The sequence below is a fragment of the Clostridium thermopalmarium DSM 5974 genome (genome assembly GCF_002995795.1).
Taxonomy (GTDB): Bacteria; Bacillota; Clostridia; order Clostridiales; family Clostridiaceae; genus Clostridium_H; species Clostridium_H thermopalmarium.
The window spans coordinates 32574-56316 of record NZ_PVXN01000005.1; the positions used below are offsets into that span (position 1 = coordinate 32574).

At 28.0% G+C, this 23743-nt stretch carries 20 protein-coding genes and 3 pseudogenes; 1 reads left to right on the forward strand and 22 read right to left on the reverse strand.

Annotated features, from left to right (window positions below):
• Positions 1–22 precede the first annotated feature (22 nt).
• The 9 genes from CPAL_RS00755 to CPAL_RS00795 all read right to left on the reverse strand — a co-directional run bounded on the left by CPAL_RS00755 (position 23) and on the right by CPAL_RS00795 (position 9897).
• The gene (locus CPAL_RS00755; protein ID WP_061857283.1) at positions 23–1468 is read right to left on the reverse strand and encodes a tagaturonate reductase; all 1446 of its coding nucleotides are present in this window, start codon (positions 1466–1468) and stop codon (positions 23–25) included.
• Between the two features lie 196 nt (positions 1469–1664).
• Positions 1665–2669: a LacI family DNA-binding transcriptional regulator gene (locus CPAL_RS00760; RefSeq protein WP_061857284.1), complete on the reverse strand. Its 1005-nt coding sequence runs from the start codon at positions 2667–2669 to the stop codon at positions 1665–1667.
• A gap of 113 nt (positions 2670–2782) precedes the next feature.
• A complete protein-coding gene (locus CPAL_RS00765; protein ID WP_242976270.1) occupies positions 2783–3766 on the reverse strand; it encodes a rhomboid family intramembrane serine protease in 984 nt (327 codons plus the stop codon).
• Between the two features lie 85 nt (positions 3767–3851).
• Positions 3852–4910, reverse strand: a complete 1059-nt coding sequence (locus tag CPAL_RS00770; RefSeq protein ID WP_106023875.1) for an HD-GYP domain-containing protein — start codon at positions 4908–4910, stop codon at positions 3852–3854.
• Between the two features lie 223 nt (positions 4911–5133).
• Positions 5134–6927, reverse strand: coding sequence for an oligoendopeptidase F (gene pepF, locus CPAL_RS00775; RefSeq protein WP_106023970.1), 1794 nt, complete (start codon positions 6925–6927; stop codon positions 5134–5136).
• A gap of 46 nt (positions 6928–6973) precedes the next feature.
• A complete protein-coding gene (locus CPAL_RS00780) occupies positions 6974–7375 on the reverse strand; it encodes a DUF6762 family protein (protein ID WP_061857286.1) in 402 nt (133 codons plus the stop codon).
• 251 nt (positions 7376–7626) lie between these two features.
• Positions 7627–7977 carry a single-stranded DNA-binding protein gene (locus CPAL_RS00785; RefSeq protein ID WP_061857287.1) on the reverse strand — a complete coding sequence of 117 codons (351 nt, stop codon included), beginning with the start codon at positions 7975–7977 and terminating at the stop codon, positions 7627–7629.
• Positions 7978–8179: 202 nt separating this feature from the next.
• On the reverse strand, positions 8180–8728 hold the full coding sequence (locus CPAL_RS00790; protein WP_061857305.1) for a manganese efflux pump MntP: 549 nt from the start codon (positions 8726–8728) through the stop codon (positions 8180–8182).
• Between the two features lie 122 nt (positions 8729–8850).
• Positions 8851–9897, reverse strand: a complete 1047-nt coding sequence (locus tag CPAL_RS00795) for a hypothetical protein (protein WP_106023876.1) — start codon at positions 9895–9897, stop codon at positions 8851–8853.
• A gap of 181 nt (positions 9898–10078) precedes the next feature.
• On the opposite strand from CPAL_RS00795, the gene galU reads away from it, so the two are divergent.
• On the forward strand, positions 10079–11011 hold the full coding sequence (galU, locus tag CPAL_RS00800; RefSeq protein ID WP_106023877.1) for a UTP--glucose-1-phosphate uridylyltransferase GalU: 933 nt from the start codon (positions 10079–10081) through the stop codon (positions 11009–11011).
• Positions 11012–11066: 55 nt separating this feature from the next.
• On the opposite strand, the gene CPAL_RS00805 is transcribed toward galU, so the two are convergent.
• The 13 genes and pseudogenes from CPAL_RS00805 to CPAL_RS00870 form a co-directional block, all read right to left on the reverse strand.
• A complete protein-coding gene (locus tag CPAL_RS00805; protein WP_106023878.1) occupies positions 11067–11750 on the reverse strand; it encodes an ABC transporter ATP-binding protein in 684 nt (227 codons plus the stop codon).
• Positions 11743–12897, reverse strand: coding sequence for an ABC transporter permease (locus CPAL_RS00810; protein ID WP_106023879.1), 1155 nt, complete (start codon positions 12895–12897; stop codon positions 11743–11745). Before CPAL_RS00810 ends, CPAL_RS00805 begins: the two co-directional genes overlap by 8 nt.
• A gap of 19 nt (positions 12898–12916) precedes the next feature.
• Entirely contained in the window at positions 12917–13420 is a 504-nt protein-coding gene (locus CPAL_RS00815; RefSeq protein WP_106023880.1) for a VanZ family protein, read from the reverse strand.
• Positions 13421–13617: 197 nt separating this feature from the next.
• Positions 13618–13929 (reverse strand): annotated as a pseudogene (locus tag CPAL_RS00820) (UDP-glucose 4-epimerase GalE); the annotation flags it as partial.
• Between the two features lie 82 nt (positions 13930–14011).
• Positions 14012–15279: pseudogene (locus CPAL_RS00825) on the reverse strand (CapA family protein).
• Positions 15245–16507, reverse strand: a complete 1263-nt coding sequence (locus tag CPAL_RS00835) for a hypothetical protein (RefSeq protein WP_106023883.1) — start codon at positions 16505–16507, stop codon at positions 15245–15247. The pseudogene CPAL_RS00825 and the gene CPAL_RS00835 overlap by 35 nt, the downstream one beginning before the upstream one ends.
• Before the next feature lie 65 nt (positions 16508–16572).
• Entirely contained in the window at positions 16573–18141 is a 1569-nt protein-coding gene (locus CPAL_RS00840; RefSeq protein ID WP_165815336.1) for a lipopolysaccharide biosynthesis protein, read from the reverse strand.
• A gap of 15 nt (positions 18142–18156) precedes the next feature.
• Positions 18157–19212, reverse strand: coding sequence for a polysaccharide pyruvyl transferase family protein (locus CPAL_RS00845; protein WP_106023885.1), 1056 nt, complete (start codon positions 19210–19212; stop codon positions 18157–18159).
• A 39-nt stretch (positions 19213–19251) separates the two neighbouring features.
• Positions 19252–20253 carry a glycosyltransferase gene (locus CPAL_RS00850; protein ID WP_106023886.1) on the reverse strand — a complete coding sequence of 334 codons (1002 nt, stop codon included), beginning with the start codon at positions 20251–20253 and terminating at the stop codon, positions 19252–19254.
• A 216-nt stretch (positions 20254–20469) separates the two neighbouring features.
• Positions 20470–21138 carry a 4Fe-4S dicluster domain-containing protein gene (locus tag CPAL_RS00855; protein WP_165815335.1) on the reverse strand — a complete coding sequence of 223 codons (669 nt, stop codon included), beginning with the start codon at positions 21136–21138 and terminating at the stop codon, positions 20470–20472.
• Between the two features lie 340 nt (positions 21139–21478).
• Positions 21479–21793 (reverse strand): hypothetical protein, encoded by a 315-nt coding sequence (locus CPAL_RS00860; RefSeq protein WP_106023888.1) that lies wholly within the window; start codon positions 21791–21793, stop codon positions 21479–21481.
• A 498-nt stretch (positions 21794–22291) separates the two neighbouring features.
• Positions 22292–23185, reverse strand: a pseudogene (locus CPAL_RS00865) (transposase).
• A gap of 115 nt (positions 23186–23300) precedes the next feature.
• Positions 23301–23729, reverse strand: coding sequence for a glycosyltransferase family 2 protein (locus CPAL_RS00870; RefSeq protein ID WP_106023889.1), 429 nt, complete (start codon positions 23727–23729; stop codon positions 23301–23303).
• Between the last annotated feature and the right edge of the window lie 14 nt (positions 23730–23743).

Genomic DNA, 23743 nt, shown 5'->3' on the forward strand with positions numbered 1-23743 from the left:
TTCCTTTTATATTTCCTAACTTCTAAACTTCCTTTATAGCTTCTTTAATTCCTAAGTTTTCAATATCATATAGATATTTTGTTACAGCATCAGTTAAGCCTTCAACTTTATTTAAATCCATTTTCCAGTTAGCTTCATATCCTAATACTGAAGTAACTATATTTCTTAAGCTTTCTTCACTTCCATCATAAGATGCCCATTCTTTTCTATATAATTCTAAAATATCTTTATTATCTGCTAAAGCTATCTTTTCTCCGTTTCTATCGCCTTTATAGAATGCTATTAAGGCAGCTAGAGAGAATACTAATTTCTTTGGAAGTTTTCCTTTTCTGTTTACATACTCTAATAGTGAAGGAAGCACTCTAGTTTCAAATTTTGACATACTGTTTAATGCTATACTCATTAAATAATGTTTTATAAATGGATTTCTAAATCTATCTAATACTGCATTTGCAAAGTACTCTAATTCTTCCTGTGGAAGATCCAATGTAGGTATTATTTCCTCAAATATAGCTCCATTTACATACTTTCCTACAACCTCATGTTCAACAGCTTCTCTAACCGTATCTAATCCATAAAGGTAAGCTACTGTAACCATAGTTGTATGAGCTCCATTTAAAATTCTTACCTTTCTAGTTCTGTATGGAGTCATATCCTTTACAAATAAAGTATTTAATCCCGCTTTGTCAGTAGGGAATTCTTCTTTAATAGAATCTGGTCCTTCTATCACCCATAGGTGGAATTGTTCCCCTTCAACTACTAATTGGTCTTCATATCCAAGTTCTTCTGTTATTTCATCAATTCTATCCTTTGGATAACCTGGTACTATTCTATCTACTAAACTGCAGCAGAAAGTGTTGCTATTATTTATCCAATCAACAAATTCACTTTCTAAGTTCCAAAGTTCAGCGTATTTTAAAATTATTTTCTTAAGCTTTTCACCATTTCTGTCTATAAGTTCACAAGGTATTATTATAAAACCTTTACTGCTATCTCCATTAAAAGTTTTAAATCTGTGATATAGAAGTGCTGTAAGTTTTCCAGGATAGCTGTTTTGAGGTTTATCTTCTAATTTATCGTTTTCATCAAAAGCAATTCCAGCCTCTGTAGTGTTAGATATAATGAATCTTAGCTCTGGATTTTCTACAATTTTAAAGTATTCTTCAAAGTTTTTATAAGGATTTACTGCTCTATTTATACAATCTATTACAGAATGTTCTGAAACTGCTTCTCCATCCTTTATTCCTTTTAAATATAACGTATACAATCCATCTTGTTCATTTAACTTATCTATAAGTCCATTTGGTATAGGCTGAACTACAACTACGCTTCCATTGAAATCAGCTTCTTTATTCATCTTATCAATTTGCCAATCAACAAAAGCTCTTAAAAAGTTTCCCTCTCCAAATTGAAGTACCTTTTCTGGATAATTCTTATAATCTTTAAATGTTTCTTTATTTAGTTTCATAATTTAGCCTCCATAATTTTTATTAACGTGTGCAAAAATGTTTTACTTTTTTATATAATTTTAGTATAACTCTATTGAATTTATAATATCATAATTTGCACACGTTAACAACATTTTTAAAAGAAAAAATACAGATAATTTATCTGTATTTCTTCTAAACTCTCAAACTCTCTAAACTTTTTCTCTACTCTACAATTTAATCATTTAATTTCTTAACCGATTCTCTTATTATCAATTCTGTATCAATATAGATCCTTTCTCCCTTTTTCTCACCACTGTTTATTATTTCTAAAAGTTTCTTAGCTCCTTGTTTACTTACTTTTTCAATAGACCTTTGTACTGTAGTCAATGCTGGAGTAAGATATGGTGAAAACACATTGTTGTCAAATCCCATAATTGATATATCATCTGGTATGGAAAGTTTTGCCTCAAAAGCTGCTTTAAAAGCTCCAACTGCCATATCATCATTAGAACAAAATACTGCAGTAGGAATTTTAGGAAGACTTAAAAGCTTTTTCATAGCTAAATATCCGCTTTCCATATCATATTCCCCTTGAACCATATATTCACTTTTTACAGGGATATCATTGTCTATCAAAGCATTTAAAAATCCTTCTTTTCTTTCATAAGTAGACTTAAATACTTTTGCTCCCTCTATTATAGCAATATCTTTATGTCCATTTTTTATTAAGTAATCTACAGCGTTATAAGCTCCTTTTCTATCTCCCGAAAGTATATTAACAACAGAGTCTGCTTCAACCTCTCTATTAAGCACTACAATCGGAATTTCTTTCTCTATAGCATTATATATAAACATATTATCCTTATCACTTTGGCTCATAACTATAATTCCATCAAATCTTTTTCTATTTATACTTGAAAACTCTTTATAATCACTTATTCCTTTTACAACCAAATTATACTTATCTTCTATTTCACTGCTTACTCCTTTTACAGTTTCATAGAAGAATCCTGGAGAAGTTCCTTTATAGATAGTAGAGAAAAATAGCCCTATTGTATAAGACTTGTCTAAAACTAAACTTTTAGCATTATAGTTTGGGACATAGTTCAATTGCTTTGCAATAGCCTTTATCTTATTTTTAGTCTCATCATTTATAAAAGGACTATCATTAAGCGCTCTTGAAACAGTTGTGTGAGAAACATTAGCTAGCTTTGCAATATCTTTTATTGTAACGCTCATGTGAACTCTCCTTTACAAATATCAAGTCATTCATTTTTATTATACCATTTATCAATATAATTAGTAATGTTTTTAATAATATATTAGCATATTTTGCACACGTTAACAACGCTTTATTTTCTCTTAAAAAGCAGAAATGAAATAAGGCTTCCACCTATTAATCCTCCTATATGAGCAAAATTATCTATATTAGGAAGAGAAATACCAATAAAAATATTTATACCCACTACGGATAAAATCTCTTTAAGTATCATCCTTTTATCTCTTCTCTTTGATTTCAAAGCAAAAACTAATACTGCTCCCAAAAGAGCAAAAATAGCTCCTGACGCTCCTATTGATACTCCATTTGAAAAAAGATAACTTGATATGGATGCTACTAATCCGCCTAAAGTATATATTATTATATACTTAATTTTACCATAAGCTTTCTCTACAGCCGGCCCTAAAGCATTCAAGGCATACATATTGAGTACCAAGTGTAAAAGACCACCGTGAAGAAACATAGATACAAAAAGCCTGTAATATTCTCCCGCAGAAACCAAACTACTCTCGTTAGCTCCTAGATAAAGAAGAACCCTAATATCACTATCCAAAATGTTGCCGGATAAAAAGGCGATTATGCCATACATGATTACATTGATGGCAATCAAAACTATAGTAATTTTAGAACTTTTTCTTTTTCTATTCCCAGAATCCAATGTTCGCTTATACTCTAAAATATGTTCTATCTGAGCTGATAAGTTCTCGCTATATAAAGAAGAGTATACTACTTTCTTCTTTTTCTCATCCACTACTATCAGATTACCTTCAAACCCTTCAGCCGCAAGATACCACCTGCTGTCACTTTTAGTGCTATCCACCATTAATACTCTTGTAATCACTATATTATGAGCATCCTCATCATGAATAAATTCCATATCTAAATTGTTTAAGTTATTTTCATCTAAAAATACTACATAGCTTTTTGTATCCCCTATTACGGTACTCATCCCCCAGAATTCCTTACCACTATCCCTTGCTTTAAACTCTTGAATATTATAGTTATAATATCTATTAAACATATCTATAATAAACCTGGTTAATTCATCTTTTCTCATACTCATTCCCTTTTCCTAAAATATTTAAAATATAATATTCCTTGCACTTATAAAATAACAACACCTATAAATAGATGTTGTTATTTTATACTATGGATTCAATTACTATATCTAAACGTTCTAATAAGTCTATTTCATAGAATTGTATAGGCTCTCTTGTTTCTGAATCATATAAGACCCTTATTACTGGTCTATCTGGAAAACCCTTGTTCTGCCTTACAACATATCCTTCTACTTCATTTGAAAGTCTGACACAACTTCCTAATGGGTATATGGCAAAGGTCTCCTTAAATTTCATAACAATTTTTTCATCAAACATGCTTCCGCTTCCTCCTAATATAAGCTCATAAGCTTCATTAGGTTTAAACTTTTTTCTATAAATCCTATCATTGCTCACTGCATCGTATACATCACATATGCAAACTGCCTTTCCAAACTTTGAAATTTGGTTCCCATGTAGACCATAAGGATACCCACTGCCATCTACCTTTTCATGATGCTGCTCTACTGCATCTATTACCACATCTGAAATATACATATTTTTAACCAAAATTTCTTTTCCATATATAGGATGATTTTTAATTTCTAAAAACTCTTTTTCTGTAAGTTTTCCTTTTTTGTTTATAATTTTGCTCGGTATTTTTATTTTACCTATGTCATGAAGTATAGCACCTTTCCCAAGCTCTATAAGCTCATCTAAGTCAAACCCCATACTTTCTCCCAAAAAAGTTGCCATAATCCCTGTGTCTATACAGTGAACATATGTGTAATTATCATAAGTCTTAATGTCATATAAACTTTTATTTATATCTCCAGATTCTATTATATACTCTACTAAATTTTCAACAATTCTTAATGAATTTTTAGCTTCTTTTTTATTAGCATTATTTAAATTTTTTATAATTTTATTCATATTTTTCATTGTCTGCTGCTTTAGACTGCATAATCTTTCATCTTCTATATCTATATCATCAAGTCTATCATCCTCTATATACACATAAAGAACTCCCAATTTTCTCAAGTTCTTAATATATTGATTAGTAAGCTTTACTCCTGACCTTAATAGTACATTTCCTTCATTAGTTAAAATACTTTTCCCTAAAATATCATTTTCTTTAACCCTATCTATAAACTCTAATCTCATAAGTACACCTCAATAATAATTATATCCACTAGCTTTAAACACTTAAAGCACAACTATTATTATATTATACTTTTTTATATTTTTCATCATATTTTAGAGAAATTCATCATATTTTAGGGAAAAATGTAATTTATAATATATTTTAGTTTAATTAGATATATTTTAGTTTAATTAGATATATTTTAGTTTAATTAGATAAGTACTATTAAAAACTTAATTAAATTTACTTATCAAGCATATCTAGAAGCTCATTAAATCTAGCTATAGTATCTTCAATAGGTTTAGAGGTAGTCATATCTACTCCAGCCTTCTTTAAAATGTTTATAGGATAATCAGAACCTCCAGCTTTTAAAAATCCTTTATACTTATCTACTGCATCTTTTCCTTTTTCTAATATAGCCTTTACAAAAGAGTTTGCTGCAGAATAACCTGTAGCGTACTGATAAACATAGAAATCATTGTAAAAATGAGGTATTCTAGACCATTCCATATCGATTTCTTTATCTATGACTATATCTTCTCCAAAATATTTAGCATTTAAATCATGATATATTTTGCAAAGGTCTTCGCTTGTCAAAGGCTCACCAGCATCTACTTTTTCGTGAGTTATCTTTTCAAATTCAGCAAACATAATTTGTCTAAACACGGTAGTTCTTATTTGCTCAAGCTGAGTATTTATAAGATATAGCTTTTTCTTCTCATCCTTTTCATTCTCTATAAGATAATTTATAAGAAGATTTTCATTTACTGTAGATGCCACTTCAGCACAGAACAAGGTGTAATCAGCATAAATATAAGGCTGCTCTTTTCTTGAATAATATGAATGGATGGAATGTCCCATCTCATGAGCTAAGGTTGATACATCATTTAACTCATAGTTGTAATTTAATAAAACATAAGGCATTGTGTCATAAGTTCCCCAAGAGTAAGCTCCCTTTCTTTTTCCCTTATTTTCATAAATATCTACCCATCTATTTTGGATTCCTTCATCAAATATTTTTAGATATTCTTCTCCTAAAGGTTTTAAAGCTTCTTTTATAATTTTTACCCCTTCATCAAACTCTATATGGGACTTTGGAGTATCAATTACAGGCACATATAAATCATACATATGCATTTCACTAAGTCCAAGAAGCTTTTTCTTTATTCTAACATATCTATGAAGGCTATCTAAATTGTCATTTATAGTTTTTATTGCGTTGTTATATACTTCTAGTGGTATATCATTGGGCTTTAATGATGCCTCTAGAGAACTATTATATTTTCTTGTCTTAGCTATAAACGAAAAATTTTTTATAGATGATATAAGGGAAGCTGCTAGAGTGTTCTTAAACTTTTCATAGGTTCCAAAAAGAGCTTTAAATGCATCTTCTCTAACCCTTCTATCCTTTGATTTATTATATATTCCATAATTTCCTTCTGTAAGTTCCACTTCGTTACCTTCCTCATCTTTAATAGTAGGGAAAGTCATATCTGCATTTGTAAGCATATTAAATATATTCGAAGGAGCATTTAAGGCATCTGATACAGAAGCCATAAGCTCTTCTGCTTCTTTACTTAAAGTATGAGGCTTTTTCTTTAAAATCCTCTTTAACATAAATTCATACTTTTTAAGCTCTGAATTTTCTTCTATAGCCTTTTCTATAGTGCCTTCTTCATAAGATAAAATCTCAGGTATAAAGAATGCTTCCATAGCTGCCAGCTCTGCAGAATAGGCTTCAATTTTGTTTTTGATTGCTTGATTAGCATTATTCGAAGTATCTTCATCAGACTTTAAAAAAGCGTATACAAGAAGCTTATCGGCAAGTCTTGATATTTCTTCATCTAGCTTTAGAAAACTTAAAAGCTCATTAGAATCTTTAAGCTTTCCTTGAAAGTCCTTTATCTTTGGAGCCATTTCCTTAAGCTTCTTAAAATCCTTTTCCCACTCTTCAGTATTTTCATAAATCTTCTCTATATCCCACTTATCTTCTTTTGCAATTTCTTCTCTTCTTTTTACCTTTTTAACATCAGACATGATTTTAGCTCCCTTCACTTTCCACTTCTCAATTTCTCCACTGCTCTTATTGATATTCTTTCTTTTTATCTTTTGCCTCTTCAAAGGTTCTTTCCATTTCAAGCTTAATAAGTTCGCAAACCTCATTTAGTTTTTCAACCATATAGCCATGATCTTCATCATAATCAAACTTTACCACCCAAGTAGGATTATATTCATCATCTTTTTCCTCTATCTCATAACCCTTCTCTTCAAAAACATCCAAATTAAATAAATCATATATAGCAGTAAACTCCCAATCTTCTACATCTTTATTAGTATCAAAATAAAGACTTACCTTTCCATCATCTGCATTATAGTAAAATTTAGTTACGTACTCTGCTCCATCTCCCACTTCATAACTTCCCATTTCACTTATAAATTTATTGTCCTTATCTACTTCCATCAATACTAATGCTGCAAATTCCATAAAAGCACCCCTTCACTGTATTTTAGTTTTTCTAACGATGACATCACTGTTTTTATTATTCCTTTATGCCATACTTATAATGCATTTATTTATTAGCATTAGAAATTTCATGGCAAATATACATTAATATTATCACATATGAATATTTAGGTAAATTATCTTACAGCAAAAATAAAAAGCTGCTTAAATAAGTTAAATATTTTAATCTTATTTATAGCAGCAATATTTCATAAAAACCCTTGAACCAAACCTTATATAGCTTCTACGTTTTCTTCTTTTAATATCTTAGCATCTAAAACCTGTACTCCCTGAGCTACAACTTGGGTCATATATCTTCTTTCTCCATCTTTAGTTTCATATGACCTTATCTCAAGTCTTCCCATTACACATATACGGCTACCCTTCTTAGCATATTTTGAGAGAAACTCTGCATCCTTATTCCAAGCAACTATAGGTATAAAATCAACTAACTTTTCTCCATTAGCTCCATTAAACTCTCTTTCAACAGCTAAGCTAAAAGTTGTAACACATTTATCGTTATCCTTAAAACGCTTAACCTCAATATCTTTAGTTATTCTTCCAATAAACATTACCTTATTCATCAAATTTTCCTCCAATATAATCTATTTTATATAGATTATATCCATATCCTTACTTCTTAAACCCGTATAACAAACTTTTTATTCAAAAAATTTATCTCTCCACTAAACTTCTTCACTCTAAATTCCCCACTTTCCACTCTCCACTTCTAAACTCTTCATTTTTAAATTATGTCATGATCTTAACTTAGTCTAATAACATACCTTAAAGGAATATCATCTTCAATCCAAAAAGTATAAGTATAACTCCTCCAACGTAATCTGCATACTTTGAGATTACATTTATCTTTCTTAAATGATTTGCAATGATAAAGGCAGTGATGCACATAATAAGAGTTATAAGTCCAATAAATACAGTGGCCTCCAGCAATACAAAAAATACTGTTATGCTGTTTAGAGCTGTAAATCCTATTACTGCTGCATCTATGCTCACAGAAATCCCCAATATAAGGTACATTTTTTTATTTATAAGTATATTGTTGTTATTATCCATGTCTTCCTTTAGCATAAGAATTCCTACAATAGCTATTATTATGCCTCCTATAATCTTGGGAATAGATAATATGTAAGTGTTAAAAAGATAACCTAAAAATGCTCCAATATAGGATAATAAAAATTGAAAAAATGCAAATGATATGCAAAACCAAATTTTACTTTTTCTATCTACCGCTGGATTTAGTCCTATACTTAGGGATACACCGAAAGCATCAAGGGCCAATGCTAAAGATATTATAAAGAGTGAGTATATTTCAATATAAAAAGTCTCCATAAAAAAGTTCCCCCGTAGTTTAATAAGTATGACACGTTAATATATACTTATTAATATGAGGGGGAAATTTGAGTTATTACTCTATAATATCCATCTATTTATTTTTATTAGTTTCCTGAAAGCTCTTCTTTGAGTTTTAAAGCATTTTCCATATCCACATTAGAAAACACCTGAATTTTAAACCTCTCCTTTTCTTCTGGAGTTAAACTTTTATAAATGCTCATAACACTTTTAACATCTCCCCAGAAATTATAAGAAGAATCTGACTGCAGATTATTTACTGTGCCGCTCATTATATTAACCATCTGTTTTTCTTTTGAAGAAGAAACATTTCCATAAAGAGAACCTAATTCTCCTCCTATCTTGCTAAGAGAGCCACCTGAATTTGAATTGCTTTCTTTTTTATCACTGCTTCCTTTCCATGTATTGTTCTTACTGCTTCCTAGACTTCCATTTCCTTCACTTGAATTTTTACCGCCAGCATTATTTTTTAAATTTTTGAGAACTGTCCCGGATTCTAACTTAATCTTTTCCTCTATCTTTTTTATGGTTTCGTTAGTTTTTGCAAGGGTTTCTCTTGTTTCTTTCTTTGCAGTACAAAGAATTTTTCCATCCTTTATGCTGAAGGTTTCAATATCATCTGGTAAAATGCTTTTGCTCATAACTATTTTTTCATCTTCTACAAGCATTTTTCCTTTAAAGCGTCCGCCTATGTATCCTAAAACTTTACCTTTAGGCAGTTTAATCTTTCCCACCTTAAAGTATTCTGGTGTGTAAACAATGCTGCTGTCATCCATAGCAACTTGTCCTTCTGTTGTTAAAAGAACAGACAGTCCCTTATACTTTACTGGAATCAAAAACTTTGCTTTATCCTCACCTAAAACTACATTTAAACCCTTTATAGTTAAATTTCCCTTTTTTACTCCATCTTTAAAATAAGATGAACCCAGCACACTTATATCTTCTTCTGTAATTTCCATCTTTCCTTCGCTTTGAACTGTATCTAAAAGCAAGCTCATTAAAGTTCCAAAGGATTCTTGTCCACTATACTCCTTATAATTTCCCTTTGAAAATACTAAATAACTAAAAATTAAAATTACAGCTAATATAGCTAAAGAAAATTTTAGTCCTTTGCTTTTTAAACTTATCCTCATCTATTCCTCTCCTTTCTATGAAGATACAAATTAATTCTATCATTTTATATGCTGCAGGTAAACAGCATATTATTTCTCATTATGTATATGTCTACATTTATGGATAAAATTACGATAAAACCCTGTATTTTTATTAAAAATATATTATAATTTAAATAGTACAAAGGAAGGGGAGATTTATATGTCAGTAAAGAAAGCAATAATTCCAGCAGCGGGACTTGGAACAAGATTTTTGCCTGCAACTAAGGCTCAACCAAAGGAAATGCTCCCTATAGTTGATAAGCCTACTATTCAATACATAATAGAAGAGGCTGTAGCTTCTGGAATAGAGGAAATACTAATCATAACAGGAAGAAATAAAAGAGCTATAGAAGACCATTTTGACAAATCTGTAGAGCTTGAATATCAGCTGGAGCAAAATAATAAAACAGAACTATTAGAAGAAGTTAGAAAGATTTCTAACATGGTAGACATCCATTATATAAGACAAAAGGAACCAAAAGGCCTTGGCCACGCCATAAGCTGTGCTAAAACCTTTGTTGGAAATGAGCCTTTTGCAGTTATGCTAGGTGACGACGTTGTAGATAGCCAGGTTCCTTGTTTAAGGCAGCTTATAGACTGTTATAATGAATATAAAACAACTATTCTTGGAGTTCAAAAAGTTCCTGAAAGCGAAGTTTCAAAATATGGAATAGTCGATGGTTTTAATATTGAAAATAGAGTTTATAAGGTTAGAAATTTGGTGGAAAAGCCTTCTATTGAAGAAGCTCCATCTAACATAGCAATCCTTGGAAGATACATAATAACTCCAGAAATATTCAATATATTAGAAAATACTCCTCCTGGAAAGGGCGGAGAAATTCAGCTAACAGATGCTCTTAAAACCCTTATAAGTCACGAAGCTATGTACGCTTATGATTTTGAAGGCAGAAGATATGATGTTGGAGATAAATTTGGTTTTCTTCAGGCTACTGTAGAATTTGCATTAAAAAAGCCAGATTTAAGAGAGCCTTTCCTAAAGTATCTTTCAACTTTAAAAGAAACTTCTCTTGTTAAAAATCTATATAAAGAAAACCAGGTTATGGATGAAGTAGCATCTTCAAAAGAAGAATAAATTAAAAAAGCCATGTAAAATTACATGGCTTTTTTATTATTTATTTTAGATACTGCTAGTTATTTTGCTCAATAATCCTTCCATCTTTTATATGTATTATTCTATCTGTCTTTTTAGCTATTCTATCATCATGGGTTATTATTACAAAGGTAGTTTTAAATTTATCATTTATATCTCTAAATAAATTATATATATTTTCTGATGAATTTGAATCTAAATTTCCTGTTGGTTCGTCTGCTAATATAATCTTAGGTTTATTCATAAGAGCTCTTGCAATAGCTACTCTTTGCTGCTGTCCTCCTGATAGATCATAAACCTTATTTTTCTTAAGAGAAGAAAGACCAACTAAATCCAAAAACATTTCAGCTCTTTCTCTTGTTTTTCTACCGTGAAAAAACTTGTTTATAGTATGGGGCATGAGTACATTTTCTATAGCATTAAATTCTGGAAGAAGGTAATGGAACTGAAATACAAAGCCTATGTTTCTATTTCTAAGAGCAGCTAAAGCCCTTCTACTCATTTTATCAACTCTCCTGCTTTGAATGTATACTTCTCCACTGGTAGGCTTGTCTAAAGTGCCTAATATATTTAAAAGAGTGGTTTTCCCACTTCCAGATGCTCCTATTATGGAATTAAATGAACCTTCTTCAATAGACATATTAATATCGTATAGCACTTGGGTTTTAACCCTTCTTCCATATATCTTGTTTATATTTTTTAGTTCTATAATATTAGCCATTTTTTATCACCTCTACAGGAGTTAATTTGAGGGACTTTATAGCTGGAAATACTGCTGCTAAAGTAGAAGCTGCAACAGCTATTAAAGAAGATATAATAATAAATCTGTTATTTATGATAATATCTACAATTGGCTTTCCATCTGAAGTAACTATGTATCTGTTAAATCCCTTTATATACAGCAATGTTAATAATACCCCTACTGCTGTGCCTACTAAACCTAGAATAAATGCCTGCAGCAAAAATATAAGTGCAGCAGAACCATCCTTTATTCCCATAGCTTTTAAAATACCAATTTGCTTATATTTTTGAACTACGCTTATGTTAAGTATACTCATTATACTTAACACTGAAGCTAAAAGTACAAAAAATTGTATTATAACAGAGCATATTTTCTGACCTATTATAGCACTAGCTATAAGTTTATTTTGATCTTTCCAGTTTTCTATTTTTAAATCATTATTTTTAATAGAGTTCTTTATGTTATTTGCAATATTATCTGCATTATAAGCATCATTAGTTGAAAGCTCAAAGGAAGTAATTTTATTTCCACTATCAGCTATGTCCTGAGCAGTTTTTAAATCAGTTATTACCCATATGCTATTTAATTTAACTGCTCCTAAATTATAAAACCCAACTACAATTACTTCTACATTCTTTCCTTGAAAATTCACCACATTTATTTTATCCCCTATTTTTAGTCCTAATTTATCACCTAAATCTTTACCAATAAGAGCTTGTCCGCTTTTGCTAATCATTTTTCCTTCATAAATCTTATTTTTCATATCGTATAGAGTATTCAAATCTTGTGGCAAAAACCCTCTTACTTGTATATTTTGTTTTTTATTATTAGTGTTTATAAAAGCATTATGTTCAATTACTGGAGAAACTATATTTATGTTTTTATCTACAGCCTTGATCTTTCTCTCAATATCTTCCCAAGATTCTATACTTCCTTTACTTGAAGTAATATTAATATGAACAAAGCTTCCAGCAACCTTACTTAAAAGGCTTTTATCTAGTCCTTGACTTAAAAGCCCTATAAAAATCTGCACTGATACTCCTATAGCTATACCCATAATTATAATAAGTGTCTGTATCTTACTTTTTCTTAAAAACCTTGAAGCTATCTTAAAAGACGTTAGCATAATTACTCCTCCATAAATATTATTTGTTTACTGAATTTTTCTTGTTCCACATATTACATACTCCTCCTTTAGAACTTATCTTACTCCAAATATTATCATATATGTAAAATATAAATATTCCAAATAATGAACCAGCAAAATCAATTAATATATCTCCAACATTAGATGTTCTATCCTGTATGAATTTTTGATAAAACTCATCCATAACAGCACACAATAAGCATATAAATAATATATACCCTAGAGCACCTTTTCCTTTAAAATTATATTTAAACAAGGCAAAGCTTATAATTATACCTAAAATAAGATATTCTATAAAATGAGCGCTTTTTCTCACAATAAGATTTAAGGTACTTGATTTAATATCCACATACTTTCTAATATGCTTTTTATAGATATTATTATTTTTTATAAAATTGACTATAGTATAGCTTTTTTCATTAGACACAGATCCTATATTGCTTGAATTAAAAAATATAATTCCTATCCACAACATGCAAAATATTATTATTATCTTTTTCATAAATTGACCTCTCTTATTTATAGCAATCATATTTATCAATATATCATATATTTTATTATTTTTTAATTATATACATATTATATTTTTATAAACAAAAACTTTATATTTAATTTTATGAAAAACAAAAATTAGCAGCTTTATTTTAGACTGCTAATTTATATTTTCACATATTTATAACATATTTAGTGTTATGTTAATCAATATCCATTTGGATGGTTTTTATGCCAATTCCATGCCGTTTCTATTATAGTTTCTAATGAATTATATTTTAGTTTCCAGCCTAACTCGTGTTTTGCTTTATCACTAGAGGCAATAAGTATTGCTGGATCTCCTGCTCTTCTTTCTGCAATTTCTGCTTTTATTTCACATCCTGTTACTTTTCTTATCACTTCAACTACTTCTTTAACAGAAAAGCCTGTACCATTACCTAGATTGTAAATTCTACTTTCTCCACCTTTTCTTAATCTATCAATAGCAAGAATGTGAGCATTTGCTAAATCAGTAACATTTTAGTGGCTCTACTACACTTTCTTCAACTAATGAATAAGCAGCAAAGTCTATAACCGCATCTATATTATTTTCAATAAATATTTAATATCCTAATATTTCTCGAATATCATATTCTTTTTTAAGTTCTACACTTTTAAAATTTGTGTCCAAAAAAGTATTTACCATTATCGTATTATGAGAAATTAACTTTTTCTTTTCATCTTCATTACTACAGTTATTAATTAAATCAAATAGTAGAACTGGCTTTATTTTATTTCCATCATAAGCTATAGATTTAGCAATAGAAAATGTACACGTGTCAAGTAATATGCTATCTTCATTTTTAGAAAGATATATATTGAAAACTACAGAGTACTCTGCCATTTTATCATAAGGCTCTTTATTAACTCCTGCCTTACCTAAGAAATTTCCTAATGAATAAGTTTTTATTATTCCTTCACTTACTCTACTAATATCACATTTATGCACAACATGCTCATGATTACCAATAACTGCATTAACGCCGTGTTTCACTAAAAAATCACATATTTGTTTTGTATACTCAGTTGGTTCCCTATTATATTGTCCACCTGCATGCATACACATAATAATATAATCTGCTCCATTTTTTTGACATTCTCTTATTTCTTTAATTAATTCTCTTTTACAACGCCAATTACTTTCTTTACGTTCATATACTGGCTTTTTAAATTGCTTTGGATAGAATATCTTACCCAATTTTCTATATATTTTTGAGTACAATTTTGAAGGATTATTATAGCATTTTCTAGTAAAAGGATTACTAAGTTCTTGCTCTTGAAATAAATTAACCATATATTTTTCATCTTTTCCTAAATAATTATTATTAGAAAATGCATTGGTACCATATGTATAAGATAAAAAAGCTATTTTAAATCCTTTTATATCTTCAATAAAACATTTTTTTGCTTTTTATCTGCATAAGTCCCAATATGTTTTAAATTACACTTATCTAGAGCCTTAATAGTATTTTTTAATCCTTTAATTCCACGATCTAAACAATGGTTATTAGCTGTAGATACCAAATCTACTCCACTTCTTTTTAATGCTTCAGCAAACTGAATAGGTGAATTAAAACTCCATTTTTCTTTACTATATCCACACTCTTCTCCTGCAATTGGTGTTTCTAAGTTAGCAACAACATAATCAGAGCTAGCAAAATAATCTTCAAAACTGTTAAATACTAAATTAAAATTATAATCATTATCGCTTACTTTGTGGGCAATAATCTGATCTGCTTCACACATAACATCACCAACAAAAGTTAACTTAACTTGTGCACGCTCCACTATATTATTACACCATCCTCTTTTTAATTTTAGATATAGCATTTTTTATTTTTCTTTTTACACGAAAAATTTGTTTTATTGGTATGTTATTAATATTGTTTATATTCATCTTATAAAACCATCTTAAACTATTATTCACTTCATTAATTTCATAATTATTCCTGAGTTTATCTTGTATATATTTATAATTTAATATTATATATTTATAATTTAATATTACATGAATTCTTCTCTTAAAATCCTTCATCATATTATTAAAATCTTCATTACTATAGTTAAATCCATATTTTCTTGGGTCATCTTTTTCAGCAATAATTCCTAAAATAGTACGATAACACTTTTCACAATGACAACAGTTAGAGCCACCTTCTGATTCCCAACACACACGCAATTGCACTGGCTTACCTGTTTTTCTAGTATAATTACATATTCGTTCAATTTTAGCTTGGCGATTATATTCATAACCATCATGAATAACTTGGCATCCACAAAACCTTACATAATTATCTATAGACGGATCAGATGCGCATGTAACTTTACCTTTTTCTGCAATAGTAAAGGTAGACGCAATATAAACTTTACTAATTTGATATTGATATGCATATGGAGCCATATGACCTAATAATCCTATCCCATGTTGAAATCCATGCCACCAATTATCACCAGTCCGTTTACTAACATATGAACTTAATGCTCCCTCATTTAAAAACTTTCTAAACGATGATTTTACAACAACATAATCTAACTTATTATCTCTTGCAATATTAACTGTATGTTCTTCTACAACTTTCCATCCTACTTTATCTTCAAGTTTAATATCTGAACCCCATAATGTTACTAGTGTAGGTCTCTCATCTATATGAGATATTAGTGTATGAAATGCATCAACTCCACCACTAAAAAACGCTGCTGATTTATCTGTTTTAGGATTAACATTATTTACTATCTTCTGTGCTGTTATTTTTCCAGCAAATTCTAGCTTAGGATACATTTCAATGTAGCCTTGCTTAAATTCATTGATACTATCATAAAAATCCTTATCTATTTCGTTAAGAATAATTTCAGCATCAAATATCCATGCCATAGGTAAAAAGTTACAAAGAAATGGAATTATAGCTATACTTTCTGGGACATCCATGATACTTTTACTATATTCTATAAAAAAACTTTCTTTTTCATTAAAATATTTTTTCCATTCACCCATTATAGTGTAATCACAATCTAAGCGGTTATTCTGAATTATGACCTTATTTATTATCATTTTATTCATATTGAGTTACCTCTTTTCTCTAAAATAATCAAAATAAATCTTTGGTAAATATATTTGTAAATATACTAATTAAATCTTTTTATCTTTTTAAGAAAAATATTTATAAAATGCCTTCGTTCATCTTTATTCAATACAATCATCATATTAATAGCAAGCCCTAATATAGATGTAATGCAAGCAGCTATTATTAATGTCCACCATGAATTAATAATAAATAAATGGTCTATAAATGACCCTATGAATATCAAAACAATCACACTTAAAATTGAGTACATTACCTCTGGAAAAAATGTATTCCATTTCAATTTTAAATATTTTGCACAAAATGGTACTGTATATAGCATATTACGTATAAGATTAATAAATGAACTAGTTCCAGCAACAGCATATACACCAAGATTTGTTGTTTTAAGAAGTAAAAAAACAATTCCTGTACTAACAATACCAGAAATTAATAACAATACAGAATTCCATTTTAATTTATTAGTAACAGTAAAAACATTAAATAACACTTGAATTCCACTAGTAAAAATCAAGCCAAAACATGTCAAAATTGAAAGAATCTGAAGTACTTGAGCATCTTGATTTGGAACCCAAAGGCTATAAAAGGAATCTCCAAAGATAATCAGAATGGATAAAGGAATAGTTAATAATATTCCTGTAAGTTTCATAGCTTTCTTGAGCTCAGCTTTAACTGCATTTAAATCTCCTTTTGCATAATCTATAGTTAAACTAGGAATAAAAACAGATGTTAACGTACCTGCAAGTGAAGTAATAACATTGGGCAATGTTTTTGCCAATGATATCATTCCCATTTCAAAAGGTCCAATAAATATATTAGTAATCAATAAATCTAAGCCGCTTAAAAGTATATGACCAACTTGAGTTATTGTATTCCAAATACCAGATAAAACTAATTCCAGCACAGCATTAATATCAAAATACTTTTTTCTAATGTGCAGTTCAGGCAAAAGCTTTTGCTTATAGTATAATGAATACAAAGTTACAAATATTGTTGTTGCAATTGCTGAAATGCCTAAAAAATATACTGAAGGCTTGAATAACATAAATAAGCCAACTATCACAGCAACACGTAGTAAATTAGATTGCATACTACTAATAGATTGTAAATAAATTTTATTTGTAACAAAGGTGGCTACTCCCCAATTTGGTAACCCCGTGTTAATAAAAAAGTTTATAAATAAAAGTGCAAAAAGTATTTTAACATCTATAATCAAATACTTAGGTATATTGATGATCTTTTCAAGGTATACTATACATAGAATTGATGGTATTAGTAAAATTGCCACAAGTATTACATTACCTATAAAAACAGATGTATAATACTCATTAGCCTTTTTTAAATCTCCTTGGTGTATTTTTATAGTAATAAATCTTCCTGCCATAGAATTTAATGCAATTGTAACAAGAGTTGCATATGTAATAAAATTATTTGCAAGAGATACATATCCATTTGCTTCTACCCCAAGGGTTTTAACAATATATGGAGATAAGAAAAAGTTAATTAAAAGATTTGTTGCAAATGCAACTATACTACTAACAATATTAATAGTTAATTGACGGTTTTTTGTCATATTCTTTTGTTTCAATTTTCTATATCTTACTAACTGCATCTTTCTAAACCTCATTTATTCCCTTAATTGAGTTATTAATTTATAAAAATACTTTTCTTTAAAATATGTTCTATCCATATTTTTCAAGTTACTTAATTCTTCTATTAGCATTTTAATATTCTCTATATCTAAATCTTCAATAAATCTTATATAATTTAAATTCTTAACCCATTTATAACTTTCTATCACCTTATGGTCTAGCGATCTTAAAACAATACATGGAGTTTTTGTAATAGTTGCAAAAATCATTCCATGCAATCTATCTGTTATCACAACCTTTGCATTTTTAAAATCATTCCATATTTTAAATAATTCTTTTTCTCTTGAATTCTTATTAACAGTCCTATTGACTGTAGTATCACTTTCAACTACATTTTTATAAGTATTCTTTATTTCTTCTAAAAATTTCTCAGTTTTCTCTTTAAAATAAGATTCCTTATCTTTTCTTAAACAAGTCATTATATAACTTCTCTTTTGATTTGCTTCGAATAGATCTTCTAAATAAAAAACAATATCAGGTACTTCTATTACTTTATTATTTTTAAATAGCTTACACATAGTTTCATAAGATTTGTCTTCCCTTGCCAGTAATGTTAGATTGCTATTTTTATTATATGATTTTATTGTTTTTTCTTTCTCAATATTACCCTTATTATCATCAGTAAATGTAATAGTTTGAGTCATTGAGATAATTTTATTATTTTTAAAGTTATTTATTATAAATCTTCTTGGTTCTTCTTCTTGAATGTAAAGATTCCCCATATTGCCTCCACCATGAAGTATAATAAGGTCATCTTTATTTAAAATACTCTTTATAGCTTGTCCATATTTATAGATTTCATCTCTTTCAAATTCCAATACTTCATATTCTTTAAAATTATCATGTAAAAATTTTTCAGTAGCATACGCAATCGCTTGATCTCCTAAGTTACCATGTGCTGGAACTAAACAATATATTATTTTTTTAGTGTTTTTGTATTTTGCTAATTCTTTTTTTTTTGATATACTTAGTGCATATTCTAGTTTAAATTTTAATTTACGTGGAATAATTCTTTTAATTATTCTATCCATCAATATATATCCTCCTTTTTAATACATAATTTTACCCTCTTATACTAGTTTTGATTTCCAATACATCAAATTACATAATAATTTAACTATATAGTTAGGCGAGTATCTAAACAATATCATTATAACTTTCTTTTTAAAACTAACATCTAAATTATTATTAAATAAATCATAATTATTTTTATAATATTTAATTAAATCGTTAAATAATCTATCTGAATTATCTACACTAGATTTTAAAACTCTACTCATATTTATTCTTATAAGTGACTCAAACCTTATCTTTGCTTTGTTTTCTAAATCATATAACTTCTTTTTATTATAAAACATCACTTGTCCATAATACGCCTCTAAAGCATCCAACCTTTTAATATTAAAGCCTTTTCCCATAATACTATTTGTTCTTTGTAAATAATAATACATTTGTTCTGAAGTTAAAACTATTCTTTTAGCATTAAAAAGCAATTGATATGTAGTATACTCATCTTCATGAATTTTCTCTTTAGGAAATCTTATTTCATTAAATAATTCTTTTTTATAAAGTTTATTCCACACTACTACAGCATTAACAGAGTTTTCATTATATAAATTATTAAGTGCTTCAATATTATTCAACGTGATTATTGTTTTATTACTATGAAATCTAATATTTTGTACATTAGTATTTTCTTCTTCATATACTCTTAAAAACTCACATTGAGCAATATCAGCATCATATTTAATAATTAAATTCATAAGGGTTTCATAAAATTCTTCATGAATATAATCATCAGAGTCTATAAAACCAATATATTCCCCTCTAGCAATATCCAAACCAGCATTTCTTGCAGAACTTAATCCACCATTTTTTTTATGAATAACTTTAATTCTAGAATCCTTTTTTGCATAATCATCACATATTTTCCCGCAATTATCAGGAGAACCATCATCAACGAGTATTAATTCAAAATCTGTGAATGTTTGTGCTAATATCGAATCTATACATTTATTAATATATTTCTCCACATTGTAAATTGGTACAATTATACTTATTTTAGGCTCCATAAAATTCCTCCATTCTAATTTAATCTAGTCGATAATTTTATCAATATATATTTGTGCAATTTAATTGGTAAAATACAATTTATCAAATAATGCTAATAATAAATTTCTAAATTCAGTAACCAGAGAATGTTCACTTTGTTCCCATTCTCTAGAGTTGGATCAGCCTCATAGTAGATCTGAAAGTTACTAACTGCTTGATAATAATTTGATCTTAATTTAATCCTTATTATTAGATTGCTTTATTAGAGAAGAACTACTATATTTATTATAATGTTGATTAAATATGACCATTATTAATCCTAGTGATAAAGAAAAAAATCCTTGTCTAAATATTCCAGTATATATTGCCATGATAGTAATATTAACTCCTACAATTATAAAAGAAACTACCTTAAACAATCTTTTTTTCACTATAAATATTCTACTTAATTCTAATTCTATTTTAGCTTCTTTATACGTATCTCCAATTCTACTGTGTACATATTTAGAGCCTTTGAGTTTAATTAAATCCTCTTTTTTATTTATTTTTATATGCTTAATTATTTTATCTTCTATTGATGAACCAAAAACTACTCCACCATTTTCTAGTATGTAATTAGAGAAAATTGAAGCAGCTCCTCCTGAAGTACTGCTACGTCTTTCATCTTTATCTAAAGCCCACGCTGCATACGCTAACTTAGGCGACCTATAAATCACTTCATTTATTGATGGACACGTTTTTCTACATAAATTACAATTAGTGCATTTATCAATATCAATTATAGGATGAAGAAAGCCATACTGATCTTCATTCATACTTATACAATTTTTAGGGCAACTATTATAACAAGCATAACAGCCTGTACACTTATCCTCTTTACATACTATTTCCTTACTTTCCATCATTCTAATCTCCATTTATTGAATTTAGCAGATATTCTATTGATCTTTTACGTGCTTCCTCAATATATTTTTCAGATTTACTATAATCAATATTAAATGGATTTTCTATTGAATTTACTGAATTTATGTCAATCTGTCTATCCATTAAATTGAATTCTTGTAATAGTGTTTTAATTCTATCATCATCTTTTATTTCATCACCATTAGCCTTCCTTATAGAATAAAATGGCTTTCTATAAATCTTTGCAAAAGGTAAGTAATATGAATAGTCAAAATCTAAACAATTAGTATTCCATATCTGATCACTACCGCATATTAAAATATCATATTTATTTGAGATATTTTACAAATCAGATTGTGAAAAATATTTTTTTGTAGTTAATTTAAGTCTTGTATTTATAAACCTTTCAAATTCTTTATATCTTATACTTTTAAGTCTATATGTGTATAATGCTAATATATTTTTAGCTATATTTTTGATAGAAGTATTCTTTTTAAAAATAGAATACATTTCTTTAGAATTAGGAGGAATAAAATCTATTATTTCACAATTATAATCAATTAAGTTTTTTCTTAATATTGTTTGTAATGCATATGATTGAAGTACAGAGCCATAATTATGAGATTTATGAAAAGTAATAGTGCCTATATTTTTCATGTGTAACTACTCCTATTCTTATCTTAATATTTTTTTAAGTAATCTTTAATTTTTAGTAGTATAGAATATATACTAAAAAAATTTCTTATTAAAAATATCTTAACTTTCTTTTTAAATGATATAAAATCCTTTCTATAATAGTATCTAGTATTTAATCTAAAATCATTTATAAAAGCTTGTTTTAACTTTTTGCTTTTATGATTTTTGTCACTGCCTATATATTCTTTATTTTGATTAAACTTATTTAAACTTGAATTCGGCAAGTGAATTTAAAAAAAGTTTTCGCTTGCCATTTTTATTTTCATTATGAATAAAATTGCATTTGGTATGTTATTTTAGACCGTTAGGTCTTTTTTTGAGTATACTTAATAAACCCAAATAACATTTGGATTTTTAAGGTAATTTATTGTTTTTATTTTACTATTAAGTATAAACTGTTATCATTTTTCTACTAAAAACATGTATTTGCTTTTGAATATAAGTAATGATTTTTTCTAATTAGCAGTTCTTTGAAAAACTTAAATATCTATAATATTTGCTACCACAAACATTACCACAAACTCTATAAAATATTCTCCTTAATGTACTAATTTCATGATGTTGTATTTCCTTGGGCATAATTGCCTGTTTAAACCAATTATGAATATTGTATGCTATCATTTTTATTAAAAGGTACAATTCATTGCATTTATGATTTACTAAACTATTTTCGCTAAAGGCGTAGCCTTCTTTTATTTTATCTATATTATTTTCAACATCACATCGTTGATTATAATCTTGAAGTATTTCTTCAAGTGTTACATAGTCTATATTTGTTACTATTGCTTAATATTTATATTTATATTCTTCAAGCATTAATTGATTTATATCTTTTGGAATAACTTTTTCTCTTATTATAACAAATATTCTTGCTGTTTGCTATTTAGGCAATAGAACAGTAATTTCCATAACAGATAAAGTGGAACTTATATCATGTCATCTATAATCCTTCGGATTTTTATTTATATTTCTTAATTCTTCTAAAGTTTCTGTTGATAAAGCTTTTAAAAAGACTCTACATACTTTTTCACTGGGTAATTTATCTACACCTTTAAACTTTTTATATCCTTCATCATTTCTTAATGTTTCAATGTGCATAAATCTTGAGAAACCAAGAATATTTGCATCAATCATGTATTCTATAATTTCTGCAGTATTAAAAGTAGAATTAGCGGCCTTCTTATAGGTTACGCCTTTTTCTAAAATAGTTGGTAATCCTATTATTTGTTTAAAGGATTCCACATAAGAAAAAGTTGCTACAGAAGTAACTTTGGTATCATTGAATTTTGCCTTTATGTTTAAAAACCTAATTTTTTTCTTTAAATTTTTTTGATTTTGTTGTAAACTATTCATAGAAATCACCCTTTTGTGTTTTGTTTTTTTTTCAATTATATTTTAACACTAAAAAGGGATGATTTCTTTTAATTTTTTTGAACAAAAAATTCTTTAATTTCAATGCCTTTCGGCATTACTTGCCGAATCCAAGTTTAAAATAATTATTTTTTATATACTTATATGAAAATATTTTATATTGTTCATAGATAAACTTAAAACATTTTTTATCACTTTCTGCCGCATTAATCATGTATTCTAAAAAATTTGGTTCAACCTCTGTATCATTATTTAAAAGCATAATATATTCAGCACCATTATCTATAGCGTATCTTATTCCTATGTTATTGCCACCTGAAAAACCTATGTTCTTATCAGATTTTAGCAATATTATATTTTTAGATACATATTGGTTTAATTCATTTATTGAGTTATCAGAAGAAGCGTTGTCAACTATTATTATTTTATAGTTGTTGTATTTTAGATTTTTTAAGCTTTTAATGCATTCTATAGTATCTTTGTAGCCATTATAGTTAACGAGGATAATATATGTTTGTTTATTCATTGTTATCACCTAAT